The 13,021-nt window shown below is 74.6% G+C and carries 10 protein-coding genes; all 10 read right to left on the bottom strand.

Annotated elements, in window-relative coordinates; translation table 11 throughout:
- Positions 1–18: 18 nt before the first annotated feature.
- A complete protein-coding gene (locus tag GA0070617_RS30990; RefSeq protein WP_217628763.1) occupies positions 19–2,046 on the bottom strand; it encodes an ATP-binding cassette domain-containing protein in 2,028 nt (675 codons plus the stop codon).
- The gene (locus GA0070617_RS03365) at positions 2,043–3,152 is read right to left on the bottom strand and encodes an ABC transporter permease subunit (protein WP_229688404.1); all 1,110 of its coding nucleotides are present in this window, start codon (positions 3,150–3,152) and stop codon (positions 2,043–2,045) included. Before GA0070617_RS03365 ends, GA0070617_RS30990 begins: the two co-directional genes overlap by 4 nt.
- On the bottom strand, positions 3,149–4,099 hold the full coding sequence (locus GA0070617_RS03370) for an ABC transporter permease (protein ID WP_091433826.1): 951 nt from the start codon (positions 4,097–4,099) through the stop codon (positions 3,149–3,151). The genes GA0070617_RS03365 and GA0070617_RS03370 overlap by 4 nt, the downstream gene beginning before the upstream one ends.
- Entirely contained in the window at positions 4,096–5,658 is a 1,563-nt protein-coding gene (locus tag GA0070617_RS03375; RefSeq protein ID WP_091433833.1) for an ABC transporter substrate-binding protein, read from the bottom strand. The genes GA0070617_RS03370 and GA0070617_RS03375 overlap by 4 nt, the downstream gene beginning before the upstream one ends.
- A gap of 150 nt (positions 5,659–5,808) precedes the next feature.
- On the bottom strand, positions 5,809–6,723 hold the full coding sequence (locus GA0070617_RS03380; RefSeq protein WP_091433835.1) for a class I SAM-dependent methyltransferase: 915 nt from the start codon (positions 6,721–6,723) through the stop codon (positions 5,809–5,811).
- The gene (locus tag GA0070617_RS03385; RefSeq protein WP_091433838.1) at positions 6,720–7,997 is read right to left on the bottom strand and encodes an MFS transporter; all 1,278 of its coding nucleotides are present in this window, start codon (positions 7,995–7,997) and stop codon (positions 6,720–6,722) included. Before GA0070617_RS03385 ends, GA0070617_RS03380 begins: the two co-directional genes overlap by 4 nt.
- Complete coding sequence (locus GA0070617_RS03390) at positions 7,994–9,193, bottom strand: dipeptide epimerase (protein WP_091433839.1); 1,200 nt, start codon at positions 9,191–9,193, stop codon at positions 7,994–7,996. The genes GA0070617_RS03385 and GA0070617_RS03390 overlap by 4 nt, the downstream gene beginning before the upstream one ends.
- Positions 9,184–10,260 (bottom strand): PLP-dependent cysteine synthase family protein, encoded by a 1,077-nt coding sequence (locus tag GA0070617_RS03395; RefSeq protein WP_280519200.1) that lies wholly within the window; start codon positions 10,258–10,260, stop codon positions 9,184–9,186. The genes GA0070617_RS03390 and GA0070617_RS03395 overlap by 10 nt, the downstream gene beginning before the upstream one ends.
- A 44-nt stretch (positions 10,261–10,304) precedes the next feature.
- Complete coding sequence (locus GA0070617_RS03400) at positions 10,305–11,177, bottom strand: Rossmann-like domain-containing protein (protein WP_091433843.1); 873 nt, start codon at positions 11,175–11,177, stop codon at positions 10,305–10,307.
- Positions 11,174–12,463 (bottom strand): ATP-grasp domain-containing protein, encoded by a 1,290-nt coding sequence (locus tag GA0070617_RS03405; RefSeq protein ID WP_091433844.1) that lies wholly within the window; start codon positions 12,461–12,463, stop codon positions 11,174–11,176. The genes GA0070617_RS03400 and GA0070617_RS03405 overlap by 4 nt, the downstream gene beginning before the upstream one ends.
- Positions 12,464–13,021 lie beyond the last annotated feature (558 nt).

A 13,021-nucleotide genomic window follows, 5' to 3' on the forward strand; every position in this document is an offset into this window, starting at 1 on the left:
CGTGGGCGGGCACCCCGCTCACCGACGATCCGGTTGAGCGTCCGCCCCGTCGAGGTGCAACAACGATCGGCTCAACGGCTGTCGGGCCGAGGTCAGCAGGGTGGTGGCCGGCCCGTCCTCGATGACCCGACCGTCGTGCAGCACGGCGACCCGGTCGGCGAGCCGGGCGACCACGTCCCGGTCGTGGGTGATCACCAGCAGGGCGAGCCGCTCCACCCGGCGTAACCCGTCGACGAGGGCGAGGATGCGGTCCCGGGTGACCGCGTCCAGCCCGGCGGTGATCTCGTCGCAGACCAGGACCCGGGGCTCGGCGAGCAGGGCCCGGGCCAGGGCGGCCCGATGCAGCTCACCGCCGGAGAGCCGGCCGGGATCCCGGGTCACCACGGAACCGGTCAACCCCACCCGCTCCAGAGCGGCCCGCGCCGCCTTCCGGGCCGCCGCCGTCGACCGACCGTGCAGTCGTACGGCCGGGCGGGCGACCTGGTCGACGACCGGCCGCCAGGGGTCGAAGCTGGCCCGGGCGTCCTGGAAGACGTACTGCACGGCGGCCAACTCGGCGCGTCGTCGCCGGTCCACCGTGGCGGCCAGGGGACGGCCGGCGAGGGCGACGGTGCCCGTACGCGGTCGGTGCAGGCCGACGACGCAGCGGGCCAGAGTGGTCTTGCCACTGCCGGAACGGCCGACCAGGGCGAGGCACTTCCCGGCGGCGAGGTCGAGGCCCACTCCTTCCAGGACGGTTCGCCGCCGCCCGGCGGACGAGTGCTCGGCGACCAGCCCGACAACCGCGAGCACAGCCTGTCCGTCGACGGTCCCCGCTTGGCCGGTGCCGGTCCCGGCCTCGACGACGACGGTCCCGGCTTGGTCGGTGGCGGGTCCGGCCTCGACGACGACGGTCCCGGCTTGGTCGGTGGCGGGTCCGGCCTCGACGACGACGGTCCCGGCTTGGCCGGTTGCGGTCCCGGCTTGGTCGGTGGCGGTTCCGGCCTCGACGACGACGGTCCCGGCTTGGTCGGTGGCGGTTCCGGCCTCGACGACGACGGTCCCGGCTTGGTCGGTGGCGGTTCCGGCCTCGACGACGACGGTCCCGGCTTGGTCGGTGGCGGTTCCGGCCTCGACGACGACGGTCCCGGCTTGGTCGGTGGCGGTTCCGGCCTCGACGACGACGGTCCCGGCTTGGTCGGTGGCGGTTCCGGCCTCGACGACGACGGTCCCGGCTTGGTCGGTGGCGGTTCCGGCCTCGACGGTGGTCCCGGTCTGGTTGGTGGCGCTGTGGGCCTCGACCGGCCGGGTGGCGAGGAGCCGGCGGGTCCACTCGTGGCGGCCGGCGGCGAAGACCTCGCCGGTCGGGCCGTACTCGACCGGCTCGCCCCGGTGCAGCACGAGCAGTTCGTCGGCGACCATCCGGACCAGGTCCAGGTCGTGGCTGAGCAGGACGACCGCGATCCCACCCCGGGCCAGGCCGACCAGCTCGGTCGCCACGTCGCGTCGGGTGAGGTTGTCCTGCCCGGTGGTGGGTTCGTCGGCCACCAGCGACCGGGCCCCGGCCAGCAGGGCGTGGGCGATGACCAGCCGCTGCTGCTGACCGCCGGAGAGCTGGTGCGGAAAGCGACGCAGCAGGTCGCGGTCGTCCGGCAGGGAGACCCGCCGCAGGGCGGCGCGGGCCGCGGCGTGGACCCGGTGCCGCCGGGCACGTCGGGTACCGCCCGGTGGCATGTGCCGGCCGGCGATCTCGTGCAGCACCGCGCCGACCCGGCGGACCGGGTTGAGCACCGCCGCCGGTTGCTGCGGCACGTAGGAGATACTGCCCGCCGGTGGCGGGGTCTCGGGCGTGACGGTACGACCGGCGACCTCGATCCGGCCGGTGAGCCGAACCCCCGGGCCGGCCTCGCCGAGCAGGGCCCGGCCGAGGGTGGTCTTACCGCTGCCGGAAGCCCCCACGACAGCGAGTACCCGCCCGGCCGCCAGGGTGAACGAGACATCGTCGAGCAACCGGTGCCGCCCGGCCTCGGCCCGCAGCCCGGCCACCCGCAGCACGGTCCGGCTCACCGGCCCGCCTCCGCGTCGCCCCGACCACCGCGCTCCCCGGTAGACCCGCGCTCTGCGGTAGGCCCGCGCTCTGCGGTAGCGCCGTGCTCTGCGGCGTGGCTGCGGTCCGCGTCGAGCCTGCGGTCCGTGGCGTGGCTGCGGTCCGCGGCGTGGCTGCGGTCCGCGGCGCGGTTGCGGTCCGCGTCGAGCCTGCGGTCCGTGGTGAGAAGGGGACCCTTCTCTACCGAATGCGTTAACAAGGGGCCCTTCCTTACAGAGAGGGTGTCGGTTAGGAGGTTTAGGCCGATGGCCAGGGCGATGAGCAGGGTTGCCGGGGCCACGACCGCCCAGGGTTGCAGGGCGAGGCCGGCCCGGTTGCGGTCGACCATCACCGCCCAGTCGGCGGCGTCCGGGGCCACCCCGATGCCGAGGAAGCTGGCGGTGGCGACGAGGTAGAGGGCGCCGATGACGCGGACCCCCGCGTCGGCCAGCAGCACCCGCCGGACACCCCGGCCGACGTGGCCGACCGCCCGTCGCCACCAGCTCTCCCGGTACAACCGCAGCGCCTCCATGCCGGGGCCGTGCGCGAACGGCAGTGCGGCGGCGCGGCTGATCCGGGCCACCTCGGGCAGGCCGATCACGGCGACGATCACCACCAGGGTCGCCGGTCCGCGCGGCGCGGTGGCGGAGAGCAGGATCAGCAGCAGCAGGGACGGGATCGCCAGCAGCAGGTCCAACGGCCGCATCAGCAGCTCGTCCAGCCAGCGTCGGCGGGTCGTCGCGGCCCACAGTCCCAGGGGAACACCCACCAGGTACGCCAGCGCCGTGGCCGCCACCGCGACCCCGACGACGGACCGCCCGCCGAGTAGGAGCTGTCCCCACACGTCCCGCCCGACGAAGTCGGTGCCGAGCGGTCCGTCGCCGGTGAACGGCCGGCCCCGGTCCGCCGGGTCGCCGGCCAGCACCGGCCCGACCAGGGCCACCAGCAGCGGTACCGCGAGCAGCACCGCCCCGACCACGGCCCGCGACCGGCGTCGCCGGGATCCGGCGGAGTCCGGGTCGCCCGGGGAGGCCAGTTCAGCGGGGTGTGGCCCGGGGCCGGTGCGGTCGTGCTCCGGCGCGGTCACCGCAGCGCCCCGGTGCGTGGGGCCAGCCGGAACGCGACCAGGTCGGCGACGAGGTTCACGGTGACGGTGGTGACGGCGACCAGTACGCAGAGTGCCTGGATGGTGGGGACGTCCCGGGCGGTCACCGCGTCGACCAGGGCGGTGCCCAACCCGGGGATGACGAAGACCGCCTCGACGACGATGACCCCGCCGAGCAGCCAGTCGGTGGTCCGGGCGAGTTGCTGTACGACCGGGGCGAGGGCGTTCGGCAGGGCGTGTACCAGCCAGAGCCGGTGCCCCGGCACCCCGAGCCGGCGGGCGTGCCCGACGTACGCCGAGCCGGCCGCCTCGATCATCCCGGCCCGGGTGAGCCGACTGATCGAGCAGATCGGCCGGGCCAGGAGCACGACCAGCGGCAGGATCAGCACGGCGGGCCGGGACAGCAGGTCGCCACCGGTGCCGACGGCGGTCGGCGGGAACCAGCCGAGGCCGACGCCGAAGACGGCGACGAGCAGGACCGCCAGGGCGAACTCCGGCACCGCGTACAGGCCGACGACCACTGCGGACAGGGCCCGGTCGAGTCGACCGCCCTCGCGTCGGGCGGCGAGCACGCCGATCCCGATGGCCAGCGGCACCAGCAGCGCCAGGGTCAGCGTGGCCAACAGCACGGTCGGGCCCAGGTTGGCCACCAGCACGCCGGAGACCGGTCGCTGGGAGACCAGCGAGACGCCGAGATCACCCCGGAGCAGGCCGGTCAGCCAGCCCAGGTACCGCTGCCAGGCTGGCTGGTCCAGCTCCAACTGGGCGCGGACCAGTGCGATCCGTTCCGGGTCGGGGTGGTCCCCGGCGATCACCACGGCGGCGTCGCCGGGCAGCGCCTCGGTCAGGACGAAGACGACGGTGGCGACCCCGACGACCTGACCGAGGCCGAGCAGCAGCCGTTGGGTGGCGTACCGGGGCAGACTCAACCGAGCCAGACCTTGTCGAAGCGGGCCCAGTCCAGCGTGTTGGCCGGGGCGTCGGCCGACACCCCACCCACCTGCGGCGCGGCGGCCACCAGGAAGTCGGCGAAGCCCCAGATCAGGAAGCCGCCCTCGGCGTGCAGCATCCGCTGCATCTGTCCGTACGTCTGTCGTCGGGTGGCCTCGTCGGGGCTGGAGACGGCGCGGGCGTACAGGGCGTCGAAGTCGGGTCGGGTCCACCGGGTGGCGTTGGTGGTGCTGTCGGTGAGCAGCCGCTGGGAGATGTGCGTCTCGATCGGCATCGCCCCGGAGCGGTAGCAGGCCAGTACCCCGTCGGTGAGGATGTCCCGCCAGTAGGTGTCCTTGTTGCCGGTGGTCGGCACCACCGTCAGCCCGACCTTGCCGGCCTGCTCGGCCAAGCCGCTGGCGGCCTCGACGAAGCCGCTGGCCACGGCGGCGGTGTCCAGTTTGACGGTAAGTCCCCGGGCGCCGGCCCGGTCGATCAGGAAGCGGGCCCGGTCCAGGTCCGGCGTGCGTTGCGCGATGTCGTCGGCGTAGTACTGGTAGCCCTTGCCGAACAGGTCGTTGCCTACCTGTCCAGAACCGGAGAGCACCGTCTCGACCAGTTGCTGCCGGTCGGTCAGCAGGAACATCGCCTCGCGCAGGTCCCGGTTGTCGAACGGCGGCCGGTCGACCTTCATGGTGAAGCCCTGCATGGTGCTGTTGGGCATCCGGGTGATCGTCACCCGGTCGTCCCGCTGGTACGTCCGGGCGGTGGTGGGGGTGATGTCGTGCGCGTACTCGACCTGCCCACCGAGCAGGGCGTTGATCCGGGCCGACTCCTCGTTGGCGAGCACGTACTCCAACTCGTCGAGGTACGGCGCGCCGTCCCAGTACCCGTCGAAGCGGCGCAGCAGCAGGGAGCGTCCCGGCTGGAAGGAGTCGAAGCGGAACGGGCCGGAGCCGACCGGTTGCGCGAAGCTGTCCGCGCCGGCCGGCACCACGTACGCGCCGAAGGCGGCCAGCAGGTTGGGGAACTCGGCGAACGGGCGGGTGAGCGCGAACTCGATGGTGCGGTCGTCGACCGCCCGGCTGTTCGGCAGGTCGAGCAGGGCCAGGCTGGCGCGGGCCCGGAAGGCGCGCTTCGGGTCGGTGATCCGGGCGTAGCTGTGGAGCACGTCGGCGGAACGAACCGGCTGCCCATTGTGGAAGGTCGCCTCGCGCAGGCTGACCCGCCAGCGGGTCAGGTCACCGTTGGGCTCCCAGCCGCTGGCCAGCCGGGGCCGGATGGACACGTCGGGGCCGTAGTCGGCGAGTTTGTCGAACATCGCCTTGGCCCGGGACGCCTCGACGAAGAGGTTGGCCAGGTGCGGGTCGAGGGTCTCGTTGGCGCCGCCACCGGCGAAGGCCGCGCGCAGTCGGCCGCCCCGGCGGGGGGTGCCGGCGGCGTCGGGTGCCGGTTCGTCGCCGCCGCAGCCGGTCAACGCGGCGGTGGAGAGGGCGACCGCGCCGCCGAGCAGGGCCCGCCGGCTCAGCGCCGGCAGGTGGGTGGTCGAGGGGTACATGCGGAATGGTCCTTCCTGAGCAGGGTGGTTCGGGCCGGCGGCGGCCTCGGGCGGCGCCGCTCGGGCCGTGGATCGGGCGGGAGTTGAGGGCAAGCCGGGCCGTGGGTCGGGGCGAGGCGGGCGTTGGGTCGGGGCAGGTCGGGCGGGAGGTCAGGGCAGGTCGGGCGGTGGGTCAGGCCGGGTCCGGTCGGCGCGGCGGCGGGCGACCAGGTGCAGCCGGTCGCCACGCAGGTCGGTGCCGAGCGCGGCGTCGGCCCGCCAGGGCGGGTCGGTACGCGGGCCGGGGTGGTCGAAGAGGGCCAGCACCTCGAAGCCGGTGGTCTCCAGCAGGTGCCGCAGCTCCATCGGGAAGAGCAGCCGCCAGGCGGAGGTCTGCACCAGGGGGTCGGCGCATTCCGGCCAGGTCCACGTCCGCCTCCGTCGCAACAGCTGCTCAGCGTGATCTATCCACAGCAGAGTGTGCGATGTGTACGGGGTTCCGCGCCAGAGCACGGTGCGGGTCCGTACCCCGTCGAGCAGTTCGGTGTTGCCGAGGAAGAACGCGCCGTTGCGCGACTCGGTCACCAGCAGCCCACCCGGGGCCAGCTGGGTGTGGCACCGTTCGAGGAAGGCGACCAGGTCGGCGTTGGTGTGGCAGTAGAGCAACGCGCTGTCCAGGCAGCTGACCACGTCGAAGCGTCCGGGCAGGGCGAACGAGCGCAGGTCCGCCTGGACGAAGTCGACCCCGGGGTGCCGGGCCCGGGCGTGGGCCAGCATCCGGGCCGAGGTGTCGATCCCGGTGACCGTCCAACCCCGCCCGGCCAGGTGACCGGCGTCCCGGCCGGTGCCACAACCGGCGTCCAACAGCCGCCACCCGACCCCCGCCGGGCCGGCCGCACCGGTCCGTCCTGACGCCACGCGGGCCACTCCGGCAGCCGTCGGTTCGCTGTCGGTCGGGGCGGCAAAGCGGGTCACCAGGTCGGCGACGAAGCCGGCGGCCAGGTGGTCCGGGTCGGGGAACTGGGCCTCGTACAGCTCGGGGTTGTCGGTGAGCAGGTTGGCGGTGGCGACCGTCGGTCCGGTCATGCCCGGCCCTCCCCGGCGACGGCGGGGGCGGGGGCGACGGCCGGCACGGCCGGGGTGGGGGCCGGGGCGAGCCGGCCCGAGCGGTGCAGCAGCCAGACCGCGCCGGCCGAGGCCAGCCCGAGCGCGGCGCAGCACAGCCAGGCCACCGCCGGTACGCCGGTCGCACCGCCGCCGCTGTCCATCGCCCGGCCGACGGCGGCGGTACCGGCCGCCGCGACCACCCCGGAGACCAGGTAGAAGAGGCCGAAGTAGGTGCCGGTGAGCCCGGCGCGGGCGAACTCCGGGATCAGCTCCAGCACGAACGGCTGGGCGACGAGCACCCCGACGGCGAGCAGCAGGGCCGCGCCGAGCACCGGCAGCAGCCGTACCGGGGCCGGGCCGGGCAGCGACACCAACGGCAGGAGGAAACCGCCGCCCAGCACGGCCAGGCCGAGCGCGATGGCCGGCCCCCGGGCCACGTGCCGTTGCAGCCAGCCGGTGACCGGCACCTGCCAGGCCAGGGTGGCCACGGTGGAGACGACGAAGAGCGCCGCCACCGCCGCCGGGTGCCCGCCGACCTGCTCCGCCTGCACCGGAAGCACCAGGTAGAGCTGGTTCTGTGAGGCGTACAGGGCGCTCAGTGCCAGGGTGAAGAGCAGGAACCGGCGGTCGGTGACGCACTCCCGCCAGTCGCCGAGCACGCTCTGCCCGCTGGCCACCTTCGGCTGCGCCGGCAGGACCAGGGCCTGGGCGACGGTGAGCACCGCGAAGACCCCGGCGGCGGCGAGCGCGGCGGCCCGGAAGTCGACGAGCAGCAGCGCCCCGCCGAGCAGCGGGCCGACCAGCGCCCCGGCGCTGGCGAAGACGTTGAACAGGGCGAACGCCTCGGCCCGCCGCTCCGGCGCGGCCTGGGCCAGGTAGGCCCGGACCGCCGGGTTGAACAGCGCCCCGGCCAGCCCGGAGAGCACCGACGCGGCGAGCAGCACCGGCAGCGACATCCCGACCGCGAACAACCCGAACCCGACGGTACGCAGCGCGCAGCCGGCGATGATCACCCCGCGTGAGCCGAGCCGGTCGGCGGCGGTGCCGCCGAGCAGGAAGAGCCCCTGCTGGCTGAGGTTGCGCACACCGAGGATCAGCCCGATCAGCGCGGCGGAGAGCCCCACGTCGTCGGCGAGGTACCCGGCGAGGAAGGGCAGCAGCAGGTAGAAGCCGACGTTCACGCCGAACTGGTTGACCACCAGCAGCTGGATCGCGGCCGGGAAACCGCGCAGGGTACGCCAGGTGGCGCTCACCGGATCACCTCCGCGGCCGGCTGGATCGACGCGGCCGGCTGGGTCGACGCGGCCGGCTGGATCGACGCGGCCGGCTGGATCGACGCGGCCGGGTGGGCCGACGCGGCCGGCTGGGCCGACGCCGTCGGGTCGGGCGGCGGTGCCGACCCGGCCGGGTCCAACGGGTCGGGTCGGCGGGGCGTCACGCCCAGACCGGGCGTGCCGGTCGGGCGTAACGTCCCGTCGTGGCCACCGAGGCCGGTCCACGGGTCGTCGGCCAGCAGCAGGTGCCCGTCCAGGTCGACCCAGCGGGCATACCCGGCGAGGTGCAGCGCCGGGGCGATGCCGAGCGAACTGGCGACCAGGCAGCCGAGCATGACGGCCAACCCGTGCTCACCGGCGGCGGTGACCATCCGGGTGGCGGCCCGGATCCCGCCGCACTTGGCGAGCTTGATGTTCACCCCGGCCACCACGCCGGCGAGTCGGGGCAGATCGGCCTCGGTGGCCGCGTCCTCGTCGGCGACCACCGGGACCGGGGTCCGGGCGGCCACCCAGGCCAGCCGGTCGAGCTGACCGGCGGCGATCGGTTGTTCGACGGCGTCCAACCGGTACCCGGCCAGCGCGTCGAGCCGCCGGACGGCCGCCTCGGCGGTCCAGCCGCCGTTCGGGTCGAGCAGCAGCCGGGCGTCCGGGGCGGCGGCCCGGACCGCCGCCACCCGGGCCACGTCGTGGTCGTCGCCGGCCTTGAGCTTCAGGATTCGGAACCCGGCGGCGACCAGCCGCCCGGCGACCCGACCGGCCTCGGTCGGGGAGACCAGCCCGATGGTGTACGCCGTCGGCACCGCACCCGGCGCGGGTGCCCCGACCAGCCGGTGTACCGGTCGACCGGCCAGCCGGCCGAGCAGGTCGTGCAGGGCGGCGTCGAACGCGGCGGCGGTCCCCGGGTGCAGCCCGGCGACGACCGCGGGTAGTTCGGTGTGGAGCGCCTCCGGGGTGGCGTACCCGGTGGTCCGCGACCGCAGCACGGTCAACCCGGCGTGGATCCGGTCGAGGCCCAGGCCGGCGAAGACGCTGGTCACCACCTCGCCGTACCCGGTGTGGCCGGCGTGGTCGAGGCGGACGGTGACCGCGTCCCGCCGGTCCATCGTGGAGCGGGAGATCCGTAGTGGTTCCCGCAGCACCAGCGGAGAGCTGCGCCAGGACATCGTCACGCCCATGCCGCCACCTCGTGCCTCGTCCGGCGGGGGCGCTCCCGGGTCGGATCGACCACCGTGCGGCAGCGGCTCCACCGGGTCACCTCGACCGCCCGGGGGTGCGGGATCTCCACCGGGTGACCCCGGGTCGGGCCGAGCAGCCCGTGCCGGACGCACCAGTCGTCGTCGAAGATCGTCTCCAGGTACCGGTGCGGGCCGTCGGGGAAGACCGCCAGCACCCGGGCCGCCGGCTCGGTACGGGCCACCCAGGCGGCGACCCGGGCCACCGCGCCGGTGCTCCAGCCGCCGGTGACGAAGGCGTGTCGGGCCAGCGAGCGGCAGCTCTGCACCGCCTCGTGCGGGCCTACCCAGTGCACCTCGTCGAAGGCGGCGTGGTCGACGTTGCCAGGATGGATGCTGCTGCCCAGCCCGCGCATCAGCCGGGGCCGGGCCGGCTGGCCGAAGATGGTCGAGCCGACCGTGTCCACGCCGACCAGGCGCAGCCGGGGCCAGCACCGGCGCAGCCGTCGGGCCAGCCCGGCGCTGTGCCCGCCGGTGCCGACGCTGCACACCAGCACGTCCGCCTCGTCGACCTGGCCGAACAGCTCGTCGGCGAGGCCGGCGTACCCGGTGGCGTTGTCCGGGTTGTGGTACTGGTCCGGCCACCACACCCCGGGCGTGCCGGCCCGGATCGCGGCCAGCCGGTCCAGCCGGGCCTGCTGCCAGCCGCCGACCGGATGCGGTGCGTCGACCACGTCCAGCTGTGCCCCGTATGCCCGCAGCAGCGCCCGCATCGACGGCTCCAGCTCCCGGTCCACGACCAGGCGTACCGGGTGCCCCAGGGCCTGCCCGGCGAAGGCCAACCCGATGCCGAGGGTGCCGCTTGTCGACTCGACCACCGGGGCACCCGGGCGCAGGTCACCCCGGGCGCGGGCGGCGGTCAGCATGGCCACCGCCGCGCGGGCCTTCATCCCACCGGGGCTGGCCCCCTCCACCTTGGCCCGGAACCCGCCGTGCCGGTACGGCAGTGGCGTGTCCACGACCACCACCGGCGTCCCCCCGACCAACCCGAGCAGCTGCGGCGCGCTCACGCGCTCGGCATCGGCATAGCTCATGGCTCGCTCGCGTTGCCCGCTCACGCCGTCACCCGGTAGCGGTAGAGGGTGGTCGGGCCGCCGTCGAGCCAGAAGAACGGGTACGGCTCGGCCGACACGGCGGTCAGCCCCGCGCCGAGGAAGCACGGCAGCACCGCGCTGCCGGTCTGGGCGAACGCGACAAGCGGCTTCCCGGTGTCCCGGGCATGGTCGAGCAGCGGTTCGAAGGTGCCGTTGCCAAGCGTCATCCCGGAGACCAGCAGCGCGTCGGCCTCATCGAGCAGCGGCATCGGGTCGGGCCGGCTCGGCTCGCCCCACTCGGTACTGCCGCCCGCCCGGTCACAGGGCAGGTACCGCAACCCCCGCTCGCGCAGCGCCGCGAGCAGCGAGTTGACCACCCCGACCACCAGCACCGTCGCCCCCGGCCCGACCGGCAGCAGATCGACCACGGCCGCCGCCCGCGCCGTCGACTTGGCAAGCGACGACCCGCCGGGCAGCGACACCCGCTCGGCCTGCGACGCCCGCTCGGCCTGCGACGCCCCGCCGGGCAGCGACGCCGACTCGGCTCCGTTGTGTGGCCGGACCCCCATCAGGTACGCGTCCAGCACGGCCACCCGGACCGGTGGCAGCGGATGGGCGAGCAGGTCGGCGACGGTGTGCCCGACGCAGTCGTACGCCACCTCGTCGGGCAGTTCACCGGGCTCGACGGCGCAGGAGCCGACCGCCGCGCCGACCCGCAGACTGAGTACGTGATTGCGGTACGCCCGACCGCGCCCCGGATGCCGGGCCCCCTGCCGGGTGACGAACCCGACGCTCACCCGCTGGCCGGCCGGATCCACCCCGAACCGCCCGGCCACCACCGCCGCTATCACCTCGTCCACGGACCGGTACGCCGCCGTGGTCGCGGCCCTCACGCCGGGGCCCCGGTCAGCTCGTCGGCGTACCGGACGGCCAGCCCGGAGACGAGTTCCTCGGCGGCGGCGAGCGCCCCGGCACCGGTGGTGTCCACCGTCGACACGTGCCCGAGATACTCGTTGTTGCTGCTCGCGTCGCCGGTGCGGTGCCCGGCCGGCTTCACCGAGTGGTCGACCACCCGGGGGTCGTCGGTCAGCCGGTCGGTGCCGGTGATCCCGGCGACGGTGCCGGCCCGGGGCGGCAGCAGGAACGAGATGGCGGCGCTGCGTACCCCCGTGTCGGTGGGGGTGAGGTCGGGCCGCTCACCGAGGGCGAGCTGGGCGTACACCATGGGTAGGTCGATGCCGGTGACCCGGCGGACGAGTTCGGTGATCTGGTTGCCGGCGGGCCGGGGGTTGATCTCGATGACCCGGGGCCCGGCCGGGGTGAGCCGCAACTCGGTGTGGGCCACGCCCCGGTCGAGGCCGACGGCGGCGAGCGCGGCGACGGCGGTCTCGGCGGCGGCCCGGCTGGTCTCCGCCGGCAGGTCGGCGGGGAAGAGGTGCCCGCTCTCCACGAACCACGGCGCGCCCGCGAGCCGCTTCCCGGTCACCCCGACCACGGTCGTCACCGACCCGGTCGCGGCGGCGGGAACGGTGACCGTCTCGACGCTCACCTCCGGACCGGTGAGCAGCTCCTCCAGCAGGACCAACGGCACCCGGGGCTGCCGGCGGGCGTTGACCGGGAACCCGGCGAGCGCGTCGAAGGCGGCCCGCAACCCGGCCCGGTCGTCGACCCGCCGGACGTGCATCCCGGCGCAGAGGTCGACCGGCTTGACCACCAGCGGGTACCCGATCTCCTCGGCGGCGTCGAGGGTCTCGGCCCAGCCCTGCGCCACGGCGAACGCCGGCCCCGGCACCCCGGCCCGGCGCAGCGCCTGGCGGGCCAGGTCCTTGCGGTACGCCCGCTCGACCGCCCCGGGCGCGGCACCGGGCAGCCCGAGCCGCTCGGCGATCCGGGCCACCGTGCCGAGGTAGTAGTCACAGGAGGTGAGCACCCCGTCGAAGGCGAGCGTCTCGTGCAGCTTGGCGACGTGAGTCAACAGCGCCGGTACGTCGTTGGTCTCGGTGGTGAGCACGTTGTCGGCGGCGAGCAGCGGGTGGACCGTGCCGGGGGGTGTGGCGCGCAGGTAGTGGTGCAGGTCCCGGGTGAGGAACGTGAACCGGTGCCCGCCCTCCCGGATCGCCCTCGGCAGGAGGCCGCTCATCGCGCCCACCCAGCTCTCCACCACCAACAGATGACCCATCCCGACTCCTCACCCGTGCTCCCCTGGACACCCCCATCTTGTTGGAAACGGTTTTCGATTGCAAGAAGCCCGGCGTGTCGCCCGCCCCCGCGCCGCCCGCTTTGCGGCAAAGATCTCGGAAGAAATCGGCCCCTATGGGGGCACATTTCTTCCAAGATCTTTCCCGGGGGAGCGGCCCCGCCGCGCCGCACGGACGACGGGCGCGCGTTCGCCGCGCTGCGTGGGCGATGGGCGTGCGTTCGTCGCGCTGTGTGGGTGGCGGGCGCGCGTTCGCCGCGCCGTCTGAGCTGTCGCAGACGCCTTGCAGGCGTCAAAAAGGGCAAATAGGAAATAAAACCGTTCTACTTCTCAGCCAACCCCACCACCCCCGCCCCGATGCCCGCCTCGGCGGGCATCGGGGTAGATCTTGGACACTTACCGTCGTATTTGGACGGTAAGTGTCCAAGATCTACCCACTGGGTCGGGTACGGAGCGAGCGCGCCGGGGGAGGGCGGGAGTCGGGCGTTCGACGGGTCAGGTCTTTGGCCCGCCGCAGGCGCCTGAGCTGTCGCGGGTGCC

Source organism: Micromonospora yangpuensis (genome assembly GCF_900091615.1).
GTDB classification, from domain to species: domain Bacteria; phylum Actinomycetota; class Actinomycetes; order Mycobacteriales; family Micromonosporaceae; genus Micromonospora; species Micromonospora yangpuensis.